The organism is Mangrovicoccus algicola, assembly GCF_014903745.1.
GTDB classification, from domain to species: Bacteria; Pseudomonadota; Alphaproteobacteria; order Rhodobacterales; family Rhodobacteraceae; genus Mangrovicoccus; species Mangrovicoccus algicola.
In genome coordinates, this window is the sequence record NZ_JACVXA010000035.1 from 1 (window position 1) to 17346 (window position 17346).

General features: G+C 70.1%; 17 protein-coding genes and 1 pseudogene. 7 read left to right on the forward strand and 11 right to left on the reverse strand.

All coding sequences use genetic code 11. The features are described 5' to 3' along the window. A pseudogene (locus ICN82_RS11920) lies at positions 1 to 248 on the reverse strand (uroporphyrinogen-III synthase); the annotation flags it as partial. 51 nt (positions 249 to 299) lie between these two features. Here ICN82_RS11920 and tsaD point away from each other — a divergent pair. From tsaD to ICN82_RS11945, 5 genes are all read left to right on the forward strand, one after another. Next, positions 300 to 1409: a tRNA (adenosine(37)-N6)-threonylcarbamoyltransferase complex transferase subunit TsaD gene (gene tsaD, locus ICN82_RS11925; protein WP_193183027.1), complete on the forward strand. Its 1110-nt coding sequence runs from the start codon at positions 300 to 302 to the stop codon at positions 1407 to 1409. A gap of 8 nt (positions 1410 to 1417) precedes the next feature. Further along, on the forward strand, positions 1418 to 2353 hold the full coding sequence (locus ICN82_RS11930; protein WP_193183132.1) for an NAD(P)H-dependent glycerol-3-phosphate dehydrogenase: 936 nt from the start codon (positions 1418 to 1420) through the stop codon (positions 2351 to 2353). A gap of 10 nt (positions 2354 to 2363) precedes the next feature. After that, a complete protein-coding gene (locus ICN82_RS11935; protein ID WP_193183029.1) occupies positions 2364 to 3038 on the forward strand; it encodes an SDR family NAD(P)-dependent oxidoreductase in 675 nt (224 codons plus the stop codon). A gap of 39 nt (positions 3039 to 3077) precedes the next feature. Next, the gene (locus ICN82_RS11940; protein ID WP_193183031.1) at positions 3078 to 3350 is read left to right on the forward strand and encodes a YciI family protein; all 273 of its coding nucleotides are present in this window, start codon (positions 3078 to 3080) and stop codon (positions 3348 to 3350) included. Positions 3351 to 3419: 69 nt separating this feature from the next. Next, complete coding sequence (locus ICN82_RS11945) at positions 3420 to 3845, forward strand: EVE domain-containing protein (protein ID WP_193183039.1); 426 nt, start codon at positions 3420 to 3422, stop codon at positions 3843 to 3845. Between the two features lie 354 nt (positions 3846 to 4199). Here ICN82_RS11945 and ICN82_RS11950 read toward each other — a convergent pair whose 3' ends face one another. The 4 genes from ICN82_RS11950 to ICN82_RS11965 form a co-directional block, all read right to left on the reverse strand. Continuing rightward, positions 4200 to 5135, reverse strand: coding sequence for a DUF808 domain-containing protein (locus tag ICN82_RS11950; protein WP_193183041.1), 936 nt, complete (start codon positions 5133 to 5135; stop codon positions 4200 to 4202). A gap of 36 nt (positions 5136 to 5171) precedes the next feature. Beyond that, a complete protein-coding gene (locus tag ICN82_RS11955; RefSeq protein ID WP_193183043.1) occupies positions 5172 to 6137 on the reverse strand; it encodes a ketopantoate reductase family protein in 966 nt (321 codons plus the stop codon). A 1-nt stretch (position 6138) separates the two neighbouring features. Continuing rightward, on the reverse strand, positions 6139 to 7527 hold the full coding sequence (gene ahcY, locus ICN82_RS11960; RefSeq protein WP_193183045.1) for an adenosylhomocysteinase: 1389 nt from the start codon (positions 7525 to 7527) through the stop codon (positions 6139 to 6141). A gap of 112 nt (positions 7528 to 7639) precedes the next feature. Next, positions 7640 to 7930, reverse strand: coding sequence for an S-adenosyl-L-homocysteine hydrolase (locus tag ICN82_RS11965; RefSeq protein WP_193183047.1), 291 nt, complete (start codon positions 7928 to 7930; stop codon positions 7640 to 7642). A gap of 66 nt (positions 7931 to 7996) precedes the next feature. Here ICN82_RS11965 and ICN82_RS11970 point away from each other — a divergent pair, with 66 nt between their 5' ends. Next, positions 7997 to 8590: an HD domain-containing protein gene (locus ICN82_RS11970; RefSeq protein WP_193183049.1), complete on the forward strand. Its 594-nt coding sequence runs from the start codon at positions 7997 to 7999 to the stop codon at positions 8588 to 8590. Positions 8591 to 8672: 82 nt separating this feature from the next. Next, positions 8673 to 9635, forward strand: a complete 963-nt coding sequence (locus tag ICN82_RS11975) for an alpha/beta hydrolase (RefSeq protein WP_193183051.1) — start codon at positions 8673 to 8675, stop codon at positions 9633 to 9635. Positions 9636 to 9895: 260 nt separating this feature from the next. Here ICN82_RS11975 and ICN82_RS11980 read toward each other — a convergent pair whose 3' ends face one another. From ICN82_RS11980 to xylB, 6 genes are all read right to left on the reverse strand, one after another. Then, positions 9896 to 10957 carry a TRAP transporter substrate-binding protein gene (locus tag ICN82_RS11980; RefSeq protein WP_193183053.1) on the reverse strand — a complete coding sequence of 354 codons (1062 nt, stop codon included), beginning with the start codon at positions 10955 to 10957 and terminating at the stop codon, positions 9896 to 9898. A gap of 37 nt (positions 10958 to 10994) precedes the next feature. Continuing rightward, positions 10995 to 12614 (reverse strand): TRAP transporter large permease, encoded by a 1620-nt coding sequence (locus ICN82_RS11985; protein WP_193183055.1) that lies wholly within the window; start codon positions 12612 to 12614, stop codon positions 10995 to 10997. Next, complete coding sequence (locus tag ICN82_RS11990) at positions 12607 to 13098, reverse strand: TRAP transporter small permease subunit (RefSeq protein ID WP_226898454.1); 492 nt, start codon at positions 13096 to 13098, stop codon at positions 12607 to 12609. The genes ICN82_RS11985 and ICN82_RS11990 overlap by 8 nt, the downstream gene beginning before the upstream one ends. Before the next feature lie 75 nt (positions 13099 to 13173). After that, on the reverse strand, positions 13174 to 14433 hold the full coding sequence (locus ICN82_RS11995) for a cytochrome-c peroxidase (RefSeq protein WP_407943759.1): 1260 nt from the start codon (positions 14431 to 14433) through the stop codon (positions 13174 to 13176). A gap of 50 nt (positions 14434 to 14483) precedes the next feature. Beyond that, positions 14484 to 15791 carry a xylose isomerase gene (gene xylA / locus ICN82_RS12000; RefSeq protein ID WP_193183057.1) on the reverse strand — a complete coding sequence of 436 codons (1308 nt, stop codon included), beginning with the start codon at positions 15789 to 15791 and terminating at the stop codon, positions 14484 to 14486. Further along, positions 15788 to 17236, reverse strand: coding sequence for a xylulokinase (gene xylB / locus ICN82_RS12005; RefSeq protein ID WP_193183059.1), 1449 nt, complete (start codon positions 17234 to 17236; stop codon positions 15788 to 15790). The genes xylA and xylB overlap by 4 nt, the downstream gene beginning before the upstream one ends. Positions 17237 to 17346: the final 110 nt, after the last annotated feature.

The following is a 17346-nucleotide window of genomic DNA, read 5'->3' on the forward strand; positions in this document are numbered from 1 at the left end:
GCCGCGGTGCGGGCGCCCACGCACCAGGCCGGCAGGCCGGGCGGCAGGTCGAGCCCGGGCACCAGCGCCGCGCCCGATGTCAGGATCAGCCCCGAGAGGCCGCCCGGCAGCGGCGCGACCGGGCGCGGCACGATCTCCATCACCGGCGAGACCACGACCGGTCCCGGGCCCAGCCGCGTGCGGATCTCGGCGGCGAAGCGGCCGGCACCGGGTTCGGGGCGGGTCAGCAGGATCGGGACATGCGGCACGGGCGCCTCGGCAAGCTTGTGGCGGACGGTCCCCGATGCTAGCTGCCGGACATGGAGAGAACAACGGGTCACGACCGGGCGCTGACCGTGCTCGGCATGGAAAGCAGCTGCGACGACACCGCCGCCGCCGTGCTGCGCCACGAACCGGGCACGGCCCCGGTGATCCTGGCCAATGTGGTGATGGGCCAGGCGGCGCTTCATGCGCCCTTCGGCGGGGTCGTGCCCGAACTGGCCGCACGCGCCCATGCCGAGAAGATGGACCTGGCCGTGGAACAGGCCCTGGCCGGGGCCGGGCTGTCGCTGGGCGATCTCGACCTCGTGGCCGTCACCGCCGGGCCGGGACTGATCGGCGGCGTGCTGGCCGGGGTGATGTGCGCCAAGGGCATCGCGATGGGCGCCGGGCTGCCGCTGGTCGGCGTCAATCACCTGGCAGGCCATGCGCTGACCCCGCGGCTGACCGACGGGGCGGGCTTTCCCTACCTGATGCTGCTGGTCTCGGGCGGGCATTGCCAGTTCCTGCTGGTCGAGGGGCCGGACCGGTTCACCCGCCTGGGCGGCACGATCGACGACGCCCCGGGCGAGGCCTTCGACAAGACCGCCAAGCTGCTGGGACTTGAACAGCCCGGCGGCCCCGCCGTCGAACGCGAGGCCGCGCGGGGCGATGCGGCGCGGTTCCGCTTTCCCCGGCCGCTTCTCGACCGTCCCGGCTGCGACATGAGCTTTTCCGGTCTCAAGACCGCGCTGATCCGGTCCCGCGACCAGGTCATGGCCGGGCGGGGCGGGCTGACGCGGCAGGACCGCGCCGATCTCTGCGCCGGGTTCCAGGCCGCGGTGGCCGATGTGCTGGCCGAGAAGTCGCGCCGCGCCCTCGCCGAATGCACCGCGCGCGGCCTGCGCCCGACCGCCTTCGCCGTGGCCGGAGGGGTCGCGGCGAACCAGGCGCTGCGCCTCCGGCTGACCGAGGTGGCGGGCGACGTGCCCTTCCTCGCGCCGCCGCTGCGGCTGTGCACCGACAATGGCGCGATGATCGCCTGGGCCGGGCTGGAGCGGTTCCGCGCGGGCGGAACCGACGGGATGGACCTGGCGGCGCGGCCGCGCTGGCCGCTGGACCGGCAGAGCCCGTCGCTGATCGGCTCGGGCCGCAAGGGACCCAAGGCGTGATCGCCGTCATGGGGGCCGGCGCCTTCGGCACCGCGCTGGCCGTGACCCTGGCCCGCACCGGACAGGAGGTGACGCTCTGGGCGCGCGATCCCGGCACCATGCACGCCCGGCGCGAAAGCCCCCGCCTGCCCGGCACCCGCCTTCCCGCGGCGCTGCAGGTCACCGGCGACGCGGCCGCGCTGGAGCGGAGCGACACGATCCTGCTGGCCGTGCCGATGCAGGCGCTGTCCCCGCTGCTGGCCGCGCATCCGGGGCTCTGGCCGGGGCGGGTGCTGGTCGCCTGCTGCAAGGGCATCGACCTGGCGCGCCTGACCGGACCCTCCCGGCTGATCCGCGACCTGGCCCCCGGGGCCGTCCCGGCCGTGCTGACCGGGCCTGGCTTTGCCGCCGACCTGGCCCGCGGGCTGCCCACGGCGATGACCCTGGCCTGCGCCGATCCCGGGGCGGCGGCCCTGCAGGCGCGGCTGTCCACGCCCGTCCTGCGGCTCTATCTCAGCGACGACCTGACCGGTGCCGAACTGGGCGGGGCGCTGAAGAACGTCATCGCCCTTGCCGCGGGCGCGGTGATCGGCGCCGGGCTGGGCGACAGCGCCCGCGCGGCGACCATGACCCGCGGCTTCGCCGAGATGACCCGCGCGGCCGCGCATCTGGGCGCGCGCCCCGAGACGCTGACCGGGCTGTCGGGCTTCGGCGACCTGGTGCTGACCTGCACCTCGGAGCAGTCGCGGAACTATCGCAGCGGTCTGGCGCTTGGACGGGGGGAGGCGCTGGATCCGGCGCTGACCGTGGAGGGCGCGGCCACCGCCCGGGCCATGGCACGCCTGGCCGAAGACGCCGGCATCGACCTGCCGATCACCCGCGCGGTGGCCGCGCTGGTGGCGGGCGAGGTGTCGGTCCGGGACGCGCTGGCCGCGCTCATGGCGCGCCCGCTGAAGCAGGAATGAGGAGAGCCCCATGAAACGTGCCATAGTCACCGGCGGGGCCGGGCTGATCGGAACCGCAATCGCCCGCGCCCTGCTGGAGCGCGGCTGGGAGGTGGCCTGCCTCGACCTGCTGCCCGCCCCGCTGGGCATTCCTGTGACCTGCGACCTGTCCGAGGAATCCTCGGTCGCCCGCGCCATCGAGGGGCTGGACTGGGACCGGGTGGACCTGGTGGTCAACAATGGCGGGCGCACTTCGGGGCTGGGCCTGGCCATCACCGAGGCGACGCTGGACGACTGGCAGGGGATGATCGCCAGCCACCTGACCGGTGCCTTCCTGGTCAGCCGCGCGGCGGCGCCGCTGATGCAGGCAGGCAGTTGCATCGTCAACATGACCTCCACCCGCGCGCTGATGTCCGAGGGCGGCGATTTCGCCTATGCGGCGGCCAAGGGCGGGCTGGTCGCGCTGACCCAGGCGCTGGCGGTGCAGCTGGGCCCCGATATCCGCGTCAACGCGATCGCGCCGGGCTGGATCACCGATGCGGCGGAACTGTCGATGACCGACCACGCCCAGCATCCCGCCGGACGGGTGGGCCGCCCCGAGGACATTGCCGATGCCGTGCTGTACCTGGCGGAGGCGGGGTTCGTGACCGGCCAGACGCTGATCGTCGATGGCGGCATGACCAAGAAGATGATCTATGCCGAATAGGCCGCGCCCCGCGCGCCGCCCGCAAGAGAGGAGAGCCCCATGCCCTACACCCTGATCTGTTTCGACAAGCCCGGCGCGATCGAGATCCGCAAGGCCAATCGCGACGCGCATCTGGCCTATATCGCCGAGACCGGCACGGTCGAGCAGGCCGGTCCCTTCCTCGACCCCGAGGGGCAGATGATCGGCTCGCTGGTGATCCTGACCGTCGAGACCGAGGCCGAAGCCGCGGACTGGGCCGCGGGCGATCCCTATGCCGCGGCCGGTCTGTTCGACAGCGTCCAGATCCTGCCCTGGAAACGCGTGGTCGGCTGAGCCGCCACCGCCGCTTGACAGCGCCCCGCAGGCCCCGCCATTGAGGCGGGGTCCAACGGGAGACCGCCGATGCGCTACTGGCTGTTCAAGTCCGAACCCTCCACCTGGTCCTGGGATGACCAGGTCGGCCGCGGCGATGCGGGCGAGGAATGGGACGGAGTGCGCAACTACCAGGCGCGCAACTTCATGCGCGAGATGGCGGTGGGCGATCGCGGCTTCTTCTACCATTCCCAGAGCGAGAAGGCGGTGGTCGGCCTGATCGAGGTGATCGCCCCGGCGCATCCCGACAGCAAGGCGGAGGACCCGCGCTGGGAGTGCGTCGATATTCGCGCGCTGACACCCCTGGCCCGCCCCGTGACGCTGGAGATGGCGAAAGCCGACCCGCGCCTGTCGCAGATGGCCCTGCTGCGCAGTCCGAGACTGTCGGTCCAGCCGGTGACGGCGGAGGAATTCGCCGCGATCTGCGATCTGGGCGGGACCGTTCCCCCGGCCTGATCTCTCGGGGCACGCCGCCCCTGCCCCGCCCTGATCCCCCGCATCGCGCCCCCCGGCAGAGGGGCCGCGCGGGGCTGCCTGGCCCGGGCCCGGCATGTCCCGCAAGGATCGCGCATCGCGCCCCTGCCCCGCCCGGCCGGAAAGTGCGTGGCCCAATGCAAAGAGGGCCCCGGCTGGCCGGGACCCTCTCTTCCACCCCGGACACACCCCTGTCCGCGATTCCGTGTATCGCCCCGGCAGGATCGGCCGGGGATCGTGTCAGGCTACACCCGCCGATCCGCGGAGTGAAGCGTTAAGTACCTAAAAATCAGTGGCTTGCCTTAGGACCCTGTCAAGATGCCGGGGGATCGGCCGCTAGTGCCCGCCGCGCAGCCGCATCGCCAGATGCCCCAGCGGCAGCAGCAGGAATCCCACTGCCAGCCCCAGAAGCGCGGAGACCGCCGCCGCCGCCAGCCAGCCGAGCACCGGCAGGGCATGGCCCGCGACCTCCTGCAGGTGATGGACCCAGTCCGCCGGGGCGTGCAGCCCCAGTTCCTCCGCGCCATGCAGCAGGATGCCGCCGCCGACCCACAGCATGGCGACCATGCCGATCTTGGACAGGGCAAACAGCACCCAGGGCATGGCGCGCACCAGCCAGCGGCCGAATCCCCGCATAGGGCCCGAGCCGCTGTTCTCGGCCAAGGCCAGCCCGATATCGTCCGCCTTCACGATCAGCGCCACCGCGCCATAGACCCCGGCGGTGATGGCCACGCCCACGACCGCCAGGACGACGGCCTGTTCCCATAGCGGCGACTCGGGCAGCGAGCTGAGCGCGATCGCCATGATCTCTGCCGACAGGATCAGGTCGGTCTGGATGGCCGAGCGCACGCGCACGCGTTCCAGGTCGGCCCCGCCCTTCGGCGCGGCGGCCGGGGCGCTGGCATCCTCCTTGTGCGGGTGGACCAGCTCCAGGACCTTCTCGGCCCCCTCGAAACACAGGAACAGCCCGCCGCACATGAGGACCGGGGTGATCGCCCAGGGGGCGAACTGGCTGAGGATCAGCGCGGCCGGCAGGATCAGCACCAGCTTGTTGAAGAAGGAGCCGCGCGCGATCTTCCAGACGATGGGCAATTCCCGCGCGGGCGAGAACCCCATGACATAGCGCGGCGTCACCGCCGCGTCGTCGATCACCACGCCGGCCGCCTTCGTGCCCGCCTTGGCGGTCATCCCCGCCACGTCATCGACCGAGGCCGCCGCCGTCTTGGCGATCAGCGCCACGTCATCGAGAAGCGCCAGTAGTCCCGAGCTCATCCGTCATTCCCCTGCCTGCGGCCCGACACGCTGCGGTCAGGTCCGGATCCAGTCTTCGAGTTCACCGACAGTCATCGCCCCCGGACCCGCCTTGTTCCCCGCCAGATGCGCGCCCAGCCGCACCAGCGCCGCGTTGACCGGCGCGTCCAGCCCGGCGGCCCGCGCCATGGTGACGATCTCGCCGTTGAGCCAGGCGGTTTCCAGTTGCGCCGCCCCGCGCGCCAGGCTCTGCGCCGTCGAACTGCCGGCCCGGGGGGCGCCCGCGATGGTGCCGTGGCGGATCAGGTCGCGCCGGGGATCCCCGGCATCGGTGCTGCGCCAGTCGAGGCCGAGCGACCGGTAGATGCCCTCGGCCTCGCCCCGGGCCGCCTCGCGCACTGCCCGGTCCCCGGCATCGGGTCCGACCGCGGCATCGATCACGTTGGACAGGTTCAGAAGCAGCTTGCCGCGCTTCCAGGCCATCACGTCCTGCGAGGGCGCGCAGGCGATGTTGCCCGCCTCGAGCGCCGCGGCCAGGGCCGCGTCGGTCGCATCCGTGCCGCCCGGCCAGCAGCCGATATCGAACAGGCCGAAACGCGGTTCCACGAAGGTACGGACATGACCCGGCGCCGCGATCGCGCAGGGCATCATCACGTTGATGCCGTGGATGTCGGGGAAATAGCGCGCGGCGAGCGGCTCGTTGGCCAGGCTGTTCTGCATGCAATAGACCGGCTGGTCGCGCAGCCCCGCCGCCGCCAGCCGTTCCAGCGCGGCGGAACTGTCCTGGGTCTTTACCGCCAGCAGGATCACGTCCCGCGGGCCGAGCCCCAGATCGGAGGGATCCGCGGCCACCTCGATGCGGGCCTCGATCCGCTGCGCCGGGCTTTCCAGCAGCAGCGGCCCCGATTGCAGCGCCGCGAGCTGGGCGCCGCGCGCGATGCCCGCGACCGGCACGCCCGCATGGGCGAGCCCCGCGGCGACGGTGCCGCCCACGGCACCCAGTCCGTAGACGACGACCCGCATGTCAGTAGCGGTAATGATCGGGCTTGAACGGCCCTTCCGGCGTCACGCCGATATAGGCCGCCTGCTCCGCCGTCAGCCTGGTCAGCTTGGCACCGACCTTGGCGAGATGCAGCGCCGCGACCTTCTCGTCGAGATGCTTGGGCAGGACATAGACCTCGTTGGCATAGGCGTCGCCGCGGGTGAACAGCTCGATCTGCGCCAGCACCTGGTTGGTGAAGGAGGCCGACATCACGAAGGACGGGTGGCCGGTGGCATTGCCGAGATTCAGCAGCCGGCCTTCGGACAGAAGGATGATGCGGCTGCCCGAGGGCATCTCGATCATGTCCACCTGGTCCTTGATATTGGTCCATTTGTGGTTCTTCAGCGCCGCGACCTGGATCTCGTTGTCGAAATGGCCGATATTGCCGACGATCGCCATGTCCTTCATCGCGCGCATGTGCTCGATGCGGATGATGTCCTTGTTGCCGGTCGTGGTGATGAAGATGTCAGCCGTGTCGACCACGTCTTCCAGCAGGACCACCTCGAACCCGTCCATCGCTGCCTGCAGCGCGCAGATCGGGTCGGCCTCGGTCACCTTCACGCGGGCGCCCGCGCCGCGCAGCGAGGCGGCCGAGCCCTTGCCCACATCGCCATAGCCGCAGACCACGGCGACCTTGCCGGCCATCATCGTGTCGGTGGCGCGGCGGATGCCGTCGACCAGCGACTCCTTGCAGCCGTACTTGTTGTCGAATTTCGACTTGGTCACGCTGTCATTGACGTTGATCGCCGGGAAGGGCAGCCGGCCGTCGCGCTGCAGCTCGTAGAGACGGTGCACGCCGGTGGTCGTTTCCTCCGACACGCCCATGATCTGGTCGCGCATCCTGGTGAACCAGCCGGGGGAGGCCGCCATGCGCTTGGCGATCTGCGCCTTGATGACCGCCTCTTCCTCGGATTGCGCGACGGGGATGATGTCCTCGCCCGCCTCGGCCCGCGCCCCCAGCAGGATGTAGAGCGTCGCGTCGCCGCCATCGTCGAGGATCAGGTTCGGACCGTCGGCGAACATGAAGGAGCGGTCGAGATAGTCCCAGTGCTCCTCCAGCGTCTGGCCCTTGATCGCGAAGACCGGCACGCCCGCTTCGGCGATGGCGGCGGCGGCATGATCCTGGGTGGAGAAGATGTTGCACGACGCCCAGCGGACATCGGCGCCGAGCGCCACCAGCGTCTCGATCAGCACGCCGGTCTGGATCGTCATGTGCAGCGACCCGACGATGCGCGCGCCCTTCAGCGGCTTTGCCTCGCCATATTCCTCGCGCAGCGCCATCAGCCCCGGCATCTCGGTTTCGGCGATGTCGAGTTCCTTGCGGCCGAACCCGGCAAGGCTGATGTCCTTGACGATGTAATCCTGGGACATGGGAGGCACTCCTGATGGGGTTTTCTCCCGCGCCACCTAGCACCTGCCCCCCGTCACGGCAATCCTGACATCCGGCAGCATTTGTCGCGAACCGGCCCGGAGGCCGCCGCGATCACTCGCGCGACGCGCTCAGCACGGCGCCGCCATCCTCGGTCCAGTTCTCGCCCTGCTCCACGACACAGGCGCGGTGCGAGCGGTCGTCATAGGAGACGGTGGCCCAGATCCCCGACCGGTTCGATGCCCAGATCACGGATTTCTCGGTCTCGGTCCAGTCCACGGGCTGCAGCTGATACCAGTCGATCAGCGCGGCCTCCATCTCGTCGCTATCCATGCAGACCACCTCGGCGGAGGCCATGGGAGCGGCGAGGGCGAAAGTCACGGCGGCGAGAATTGCGGGTTTCATGTCTGTCTCCTTCGTGGAATTAACGCCGAAGAGACGCGACAGTTCCCGGGGATGGGCACGGACGGCATGGCCAGACAGGCACGGGCATGGCAGCGGATGCTGTCGGGGCGCAGGCTGGACCTGCTGGACCCGACGCCGCTGGATATCGAGGTGGAGGACATTGCCCACGGGCTGGCCTTCGTCGCGCGCTGGAACGGGCAGACCGCGGGCGACTGGCCCTATTCGGTGGCCGAGCATTCGCTGCTGGTGGAGGCGCTCTTCTCCCGGATGCAGCCCGCCGCGTCCCCCGCCTGGCGCCTGGCGGCGCTGCTGCATGACGCGCCCGAATACGTGATCGGCGACATGATCTCTCCGGTGAAGGCCGCGATCGGCCCCGCCTATGGCGACCTCGACCGGCGGCTGGCAGCGGCGATCCACCTGCGCTTCGGCCTGCCCGCGCAATTGCCGGTGCGGCTGAAGAAGGCGATCAAGAAGGCCGACAACGTCTCGGCCTGGATGGAGGCGACGCAGCTGGCGGGGTTCTCCGAGGCGGAGGCCACGCGGTTCTTCGGCCGCCCCGACCCGGAGGTGATCGAAGGGATGGAGTTGCGCCTGCGCCCGCCGGTGGAGGCCCGCGGCGACTATGCCGCGCGGCATGCCGCGCTTTTGTCCGCGATGTGATCCGGCCGCGCCGGCAAGGGCGATGCCGCGACGCAGCATTCCGTGCTAGGCTGGGGTCATCTTCGTCAGCACGAGTCGCCTCATGACCGATACAGTGACCCGAATGGCCCCCGGCGAGGCGGCCGGGGCCGAGACCCTGCCCGGATGGGCAATGACCGTCACCGAGCCCGCGGGCGGGCCGGACCGCCCCTTCGACCTGCTTTTCGTCCATGGCATGGCCTCGGGCGGCTGGATCTGGGACGAGGCCTGGCTCTCGGCCTTCGCCCGCGCGGGGTACCGGTCCTGGACCATCACCCTGCCCGGACGGCGGGGCGGCGGGGCGGCCGCCGCGACGGCCGAAACGATGGACCGGGTGCTTCAGCTTGCCTTCACCCGGGGCGACGGGCAGGCGGCGCTGAGCCTGCTGGCGCAGTCCTTTCCCCTCCTGCCGGATCTGGAAGGACCGCGGCTGGAGGATTTCGCCGCCGCGATCGGCACCGCGCTGGAGCGGATCGGCCGACCGACGGCGGTCGTGGCGCATTCGCTGGGCGGAGCGGCCCTTCAGACCCTGTTGCGGCAGGGCACCCGGCCCGCGGCGACCGTGCTTCTGGCCTCGGTCCCGCCCTACGGGCTGTGGCGCGCCTCGATGCAGATGGCCTGGCTGGACCCCGCGCTGTACCTGGCGCTGATGGATTTCACCGTCGCGGGGCTGCATCCGGGCAATGTCGACATCATGCGGGCGGCGCTCTTCCCGCAGGGGATCGCCGATCGCGACTTCGACGCGTTGGTGCCGAAGCTCTCGGAAGAGTCGCTCAGCGCCATGACCCGCGCGCTCGGCTTTCCGCCTTTCGCGCCGCTGCCCGGGCCGCGGCCCGACCTCATGGTCATCGGCGGCGCGCTGGACCGGCTGGTGCCGGTCGCCGACAGCTGGGCCACCGCCGCCTATTACGGCGGACTGCCACGGATCATCCCCGAGACCGGCCATGTGCTGATGATGGGGCCCACGGCGCCGCGCACGGCCGCGGCGATCCTGGATTTCCTGGAAACCCGGCAGGCGCGGGGCTGACAAAAGGCGCGGGCAAGGGGAAGAAACGAAAGGCCCCGGCAACCGGCAGGGCCGGACCGGGGCAGGTTCGCGAAGCGCCGGGACGTTTTGTCACCGGATTATCGGGGCGACCGGACCGGCCAGGCGGGTTTTCCGCGGATCCGGGCGCCCGGGGGGCACGTTTTGCGCCCCCGGAGCTTTTTGTTTGCCAGTTCAGGCCCCCCGAGTCCTAAGGTTTTTAGGTAAACTCGAGGTTAATGAAACCTGATCCCGGCGCGCGTTCAGCGCTGCATCATCGACGGTGCGTTGAAGGCCTTGGAATAGGGGATCGCCACATCGAGGAAGGCATAGTAGCTTTCCATGCATTTGGCGAAATCCGGATTGGCCGCCGCCTGCTCGTCCATCACTTCCTTCGTGGCGCCGCGCAGCGCCTCAAGAACCTCGTCGGGGAAGGTCCTGAACTCCACCCCGGCATCCTGCAGCTGCTTGAAGGCCACGGCGTTGTTGTATTCGTATTGCGCGATGTTCTGCGACAGCGCGCCTTCGGCCGCGGTGCGCAGGATCATCTGCAAGTCGGGGCTGATGCTGTCCCAAGCGTCCTTGTTGACCACGACCTCCAGGCCTGCGCCCGGTTCATGGAAGGCCGGCGCATAGCAGATATTCGCCACCTTGTTCAGCCCGAAGGCCTGGTCCAGCATCGGGCCCACCCATTCGGCGGCATCGATCGCGCCGGACTGGAAGGCCGGGAAGATCTCGGTCGGCGGCATCAGGACCGCGTTCACGCCCAGCTTGCGCATCGCCTCGCCGCCCAGGCCCGCGATCCGCATGTTCAGGCCCGACAGGTCGGCGACCGTGTTGATCTCCTTCTTGAACCAGCCCGCCGCCTGCACGGTGGAGTTGCCCGCATAAAGCGGCATCAGGTTCCGCTGGGCATAGATCTCCTCGAACAGCTCGCGGCCGCCGCCGTAATACATCCAGCCCGACAGCTCGCCCGCGGTCATGCCGAAGGGGATCGTGGTGAAGAAATGCAGCGCCGAGTTCTTGCCCGCGTTGTAATAGGGCGTCGAATGGCCGATCTCGGCCGTGCCCTGCTGCACCGCGTCCTCGACCGCGAAGGCCGGGACCAGCTCGCCGGCCGAGAACAGCTTCAGCTGCAGCCTGCCCTCGGCCATGGCATTGACGCGCTCGACGAACTGCACGGCATTGTGCCCCACCCCCGGCGCCTGCGCCGGAAAGGAGGTCGGGCATTTCCACTCGATCACGCCCTGCGCGATGGCGGGGGCGGCAAGTGCGGCGGCCGGGGCGGCGACGGCCCCGGTCTTGAGGAATTCGCGGCGTTTCATTCAGTCTCTCCCTTCGGGGCCCGTGCCCCGTTCCGTGTCAGCCAAACAGCATATCCGGCAGCCAGGTCGCAAGATCCGGCCACAGGAAAACGATCGCCAGGGTCGCCAGCTGGATCAGCACGAAGGGGATCACCGAACGGTAGATCGTCCCGGTGCTGATCTCGGGCGGCGCGACCGAGCGGTAATAGAACAGCGCGAAACCGAAGGGCGGCGTCAGGAACGAGGTCTGCAGGTTCAGCGCGATCAGCACGGCGAACCAGACCGGGTCCACATCCTGGAGGATGATCGGTCCGACCAGCGGCACGACGATGAAGACGATCTCCACGAATTCCAGCACGAAGCCCATCAGGAAGATCACCGCCAGCGCGAAGAGCAGCATCGTGCGATGGTCGCCCGGCAGCCCGGTCAACACCTCATGCACCCAGGCATCGCCCTCGAAGCCGCGGAAGACCAGCGACAGCATGGAGGCCGCGAGGATGATCCCGAAGATCATCGCCGAGACCTTGACCGTTTCATACAGGGCCGCCGCCATCACGCCCGCGCGCCACAGCGCGATCACCGCCACGGCGAGGCCGAGAACCAGCAGCACGGTCAGTCCCAGCGCCAGCGCGGCGCCGCCGTCCAGGGCGATATTCTCCGCGCTCAGATCGACCCGCCCGACGCCCGCCATGCGAAGCGCCACCAGCCCGAAGGCCACCGCGGCGGTCAGCGACATGGCGAGGCGCAGCCAGGCCGGGGTGAGACGCGCGGTCAGCGCCTCTTCGGAGACCACGCCGGGCATCACCTCCTCGTTGCCCGCCGCGCGCACCCGCGCAGCGGTGATCAGGATGGTGCCCGCGACCCCGATCGCCGCCGCCTCGGTCGGCGTGGCGACCCCGGCTAGGACCGAGCCCAGCACCGAGAGGATCAGCAGGATCGGCGGCACGATCTCGCGCAGCACGTCCGACAGGCGCGACTCGGGCAGGGGTTCGGCGCTGGCGGGGGTCTCGTGCTTCCACAGGATGCCCACGACATAGATCCCGTACAGCCCCACCAGCAGCAGGCCGGGGATCAGCGCCCCCGCGAAAAGGTCGCCCACCGTCACGGCGTCGGGGGCGAAATTGCCCGCCCGCTGCTGCGCGTCGAGATAGGCATTGGCCACCTGGTCGCCCAGCAGGATCAGCACGATCGAGGGCGGGATGATCTGCCCCAGCGTCCCCGCCGCGCAGATCAGGCCGCTGGCCGTGCCGTCGGGCACGCCGACCCGGCGCATCGCCGGCAGCGAGATCAGCCCCAGCATGACGATCGTCGCGCCGATGATGCCGGTGGAGGCCGCGATCAGCGTGGAAATCAGCAGCACCGCCGCCACCAGCGCGCGCGGCGACCCGCCCAGCAGGCGCCCGACCTGCATGAGCATCCGCTCGGCGACGCGGGATTTCTCCAGCAGCACGCCCATCATCACGAAAAGCGGCACCGCCAGCAGCAGCGAATTCGACATGACCCCGAAGGCCCGCTGCGGATAGGCCTGCAGATAGCCCAGGTCGAAGCCGCCGAAGGGCGCCGCGATGAAGGCCAGCAGGATCGGGATGCCCCCGAGGACAAGCATGACCGGAATGCCGGAGAGGATCCCCGCCAGAAGCGAGATGCCGAAGACGATCAGCCAGGCATGTTCAATCATGGCGCACCGCCAGGGCCGCAAGCCCCTGCAGCAGCATCAGCACGCAGGCCACCGGCAGCATGGTCTTGACGATGAAGAACCCCGGCAGGCCGCCGGTCTCCTTCGAGCCTTCCAGGATCGACCAGCTGAAGGCCACGTCCGGCCAGACCCACCACAAGGTCAGCCCGAAGAACGGCACCAGCAGCGCAAGGATGCCTGCCATGTCGAAACGCCGCTGCCAGCGCGGCGACTGGCCCGCGCGGAACACGTCGACCCGGACATGCCCGTCCTCGGCAAAGGCCACCGGCAGGCCCAGCACCACCAGCGCGGCAAAGGAATAGGCGACGGCGTCCTGCAGCTCGATGAAGCCGATGCCGAAGACATAGCGCAGGATCACCACCGCCAGCTGTCCCGCCACGATCAATATCAGCAGACCCTGGCACAGCAGCCCGGTCACCCGGTGCAGGCTCAGGGCGATCCGGTTCACCATCACGTCAATCCCCATCTTTCATGGCGCCTCCTGCCGAAAATGCCGCGGTTCCGCAAGCCTGACGCATCATTGCGCGCAATTTCCGGTCGCTCAGCGTGGCACGGCAAGCCCGCTGGGCACGCTGTCGGGGACGCCCAGCCGCCCGGCGATCGCCGAAGGATCGCTCAGGCTGTCGAGGAAGGCGAGGATCTGCGCGACCTCCGCATCGCTCAGCGCGACCGGGGCCAGTTCATTCGCCGCCGCGATCCGCGCCGTCTCCGGCGGGTCGGTCAGGATCATGTGGTCGCGTGCCCCCGGCAGGGGCGGCAGCACCGCCCGGGACAGGTCATAGGCCATCAGCGCGCCGACCGGATCCAGGTGGTGGCGGATCGCCGCCTCCAGCGAGGCATAGGCGCCGTCATGGCCATAGGGGGCGGTCGCCGTCACGTTGCGCAGGCTCGGCGTGCGGAACCGGTAGGCATCCTCCGCCGCGCCGGTGACGCGCTGGCGGCCCTCGTCGCGGAACCCGCTTTCGAACCGCGCCGCCTTGCCCGGGCCGATCTGCGGCATGGCGATGGCATGGAATCCGTGATCGGTCTGGAAGCGTCCGGAATGGCAGGCGCTGCAGCCCGCCTTTCCCTCGAAAAGCTGCCGGCCCGCCTCCGCCTCCGGCGGCAGCGGAACGCCCGCGAGAAACCGGTCATAGGGGCTGTCATCGGCGCGCCACTCCACCGCGATGAAGGCCCCCAGCGCATTGGCGATATCGGTGAAGCGCAGCGGTTCCGCCCCGATCGCCGCGAACCCGTCGCGATAGTCCGGGATCGCCGCCACCCGCGCCGTGATCCGCGCCCAGGCCCCGTCCTGCCCGGTCAGGAGCCCCTGCCGCACGGCGGTCGAGACCTCGTTCTCGCCGTAATGCCCGGCCATCTCGTCGGGGCTGAGCACCGGGAACATGGTCTGCGCCGCCAGAACGCCGTCGAAGCCCGCGACCATCTCGGCCCCCAGCGGCGTGCGTATCCCTGCCGGCTGGCCCGGGTCTTCCTCCAGCCGCCCGTCATGGAACATCACCCGGAATTCCGGAAAGCCCAGATTGAACAGCGCGGTCGCGTTGCGCGGCACCCGCTGCTCGGGCAGGTTCCCGGGATCCGGGCGCCGCTCCGGGCCCAGCCCGATGCCGCCATCCCCGAGCCCCAGGCTGACGCCGTCGGACGTGCCGAAACGCGGGTGATGGCAGGTGGCGCAGGCCACCTCGCGATTGCCCGACAGGACCGGATCGTAGAACAGCAGCTGGCCGAGCCGCACCTCTGCCGGGTCGAAGACGGGAAATTCCCCCGCCCCGGCAGGCAGGGCGAGGAGCAGCGCCGCCAGCACCGTCCCGCCCCGGGCCCGACCCGGAGCCTCCCGGGGCCCGCGCCCCGGCCTCAGACGAAGCGGTTGACCCAATTCTCCAGGATCTCCTGCCGGCCCGATTTCGGTTGCGGATCGGACCCGCGGGCCAGGGCCGCGGCCGCGATCTCCTCCAGCGGCTGCGACAGCATCGCCTGCGCCTCCGGTGCCTGCCAGCCGGCATAGCGGTCGGCCAGCGCCGCCTCCAGTCCGCCATCCTCCAGCATCGCCGCCGCCGCCTTCAGCCCGCGCGCGCAGACATCCATGCCCCCGACATGGGAGGCGATCAGGTCCTCGGGGTCCAGCGACTGGCGACGGATGCGGGCGTCGAAATTGGTGCCGCCGCTGCCCAGCCCGCCCGCGCGCAGGATGACGTAATAGGCCAGCGCCACCTCGGGCACGTTATTGGGGAACTGGTCCGTGTCCCAGCCCGACTGGTAGTCGTTGCGGTTCATGTCGATGGAGCCCAGCATCCCCTCGGCGGCCGCCACCGCCAGCTCGTGCTCGAAGCTGTGCCCGGCCAGGATCGCATGGCCCTGTTCCAGGTTCAGCTTCACCTCCTTCTCCAGCCCGTATTTGCGCAGGAACCCGATGCAGGTGGCCGCGTCGAAATCATACTGGTGCTTGGACGGCTCCTGCGGCTTCGGCTCCACCAGGATCGTGCCCTTGAAGCCGATCTTGTGCTTGTACTCGACCACCTTCGACAGGAAGGCGCCCATATGGTCCAGCTCCTGCCCCAGATCGGTATTCAGGAGCGTCTCATAGCCCTCGCGCCCGCCCCAGAGCACGTAATTCTCGCCGCCCAGCCGGTGGGTGGCGTCCATCGCCGCCTTCACCGTGGTGGCGGCATAGGCGAAGACCTCCGGGTCCGGGTTGGTCGAGGCCCCGGCCATCCAGCGCCGCGCCGAGAACATGTTGGCCGTGCCCCACAAGAGCTTCGTGCCGGTTTCCTCCATCTTCGCGGCGAAGATGTCGGTGATCCGCTCCAGGTTGGAGACGGACTCCGCAAGGCTCGCGCCCTCGGGGCGGACATCGGCATCGTGGAAACAGAAATAGGGCTGGCCCAGAAGGCGGAACATCTCGAAGGCCGCATCGGCCTTGGCCCCGGCATGGGCCATGTCGCCGCCCGCCTGCCAGGGCCGCAGGAAGGTCGGCCCGCCGAACGGGTCCCCGCCCTCATAGGCCAGGCTGTGCCAGTAGGCGACGGCAAAGCGCAGGTGATCCTCCATCCGCTTGCCCAGCACGATCTCGTCGGGGTTGTAATGGCGGAAGGCCAGCGGATTGGACGTTTCGGTTCCCTCGAACCGGACGGGCTCCAGCCCGGCAAAGAAGTCCTTGGTCATTTCAGCACCCTCAGGCTGGGATAGAGCTCGCGCCAGGCGGCATAGGCATCGTCATAGGCGGGGATCAGATCGGGCCGCGGCATCACCGTCTCGCCGATCCCGGGCCGGGTCATCACCGTGTCGGGATCGGCGCCGGTCACGCCGCAGATGGCCAGCCGCGCGGCCCCGAGCGCGGCGCCGAATTCGCCCTTGGCCGGCAGGTCGAGCGGCTGGTTCAGCACGCTGGCCAGAAGCTCCACCCAGTAGCGCGAGCGCGTGCCGCCGCCGATCGCCAGGCATTGATCCAGCGCCGTGCCGGTCGCCATCAGCGCCTGCTGGCAGTCGCGCAAGGCAAAGCTGACCCCCTCGATCACCGCGCGGGCCAGATCCTGCGGCCCATGGGCGATGTCGAGCCCGGCGAACCCGCCGCGGACCGCGCTGTCATTATGCGGGGTGCGTTCGCCCGACAGATAGGGGGCGAAACGGACGCGGCCCGGCGCCTCCAATGCGCCCAGCCCGCCCAGCAGATCGGCCGGGGACCGGCCGGTGATGCGCGACAGCCAGTTGAGGCTGTCGGTCGCGGCGAGGATCACGCCCATCTGGTACCAGCGCCCCGGAACGGCATGGCAGAAACTGTGCACCGCGCTGCCCGGATCGGCGCCGAAATCGTCGCGCGCCGCCAGCAGCACGCCAGAAGTGCCGAGCGAGACGAAACCCTGCCCCGCCTTCAGCGCGCCGACCCCGCAGGCCGAGACCGCGTTATCCGCCCCGCCGGCGACGACCTGCACCCCCGCGGGCAGGCCCAGATCGGCGGCCAGGTCGGGCCGCAGCGTGCCGACCACCTCGGAGCCCTCGACAAGATCGGGCATCTGCCCGGGCCGCATCCCCGACGCCTCCAGCGCGGTCAAGGACCAGCGGCGCGCGGCCACGTCCAGCCAGGAAGTCCCGGCCGCGTCCGACATGTCGGTCACCCGCCGCCCGGTCATCCAGAACAGCAGGTAATCCTTGGGCAGGAGCACCGTCGCCACGCGGTCGAAAACCTCCGGCTCATGCGTGCCGAGCCAGGCCAGCTTCGGCGCGGTGAAGCCCGGGAAGACGACATTGGCCGAGGCCTCGCGCATCACCGGCATGGCATCCAGCGCGGCGGCCTCCAGGTGGGACCGCGTGTCGTTCCACAGGATGCAGGGGCGCAGCACCTCGCCGGCGGCATCCAGAAGGACGGCGCCATGCATCTGTCCCGAAAAGCCGATGCCCTGCAGCGCGGCGATTTCCGCCGGATGAGCCGCCTTCAGCTGCGCCAGCGCCGCGCGGATGGCCGCCACCCAGTCCTGCGGGGCCTGCTCGCTCCAGCCGGGATGGGGATGCGCAACCTCGCACGCCCCCTCTGCCGCGCCGATGACCCGCTGTGCCCCGTCGACAAGCAAGAGCCGCGCCCCGGACGTGCCGAGGTCGATTCCGAGAAACACGCGATATCCTCCCTACGCGCAGCCCCTCCCCGGGGCCGCTTTCCTCGCCGGGAAGGGACCACGCTTTACTTTGGCTGTCAAATTATATCTCGGGCCGCGGCTTCGGCCGG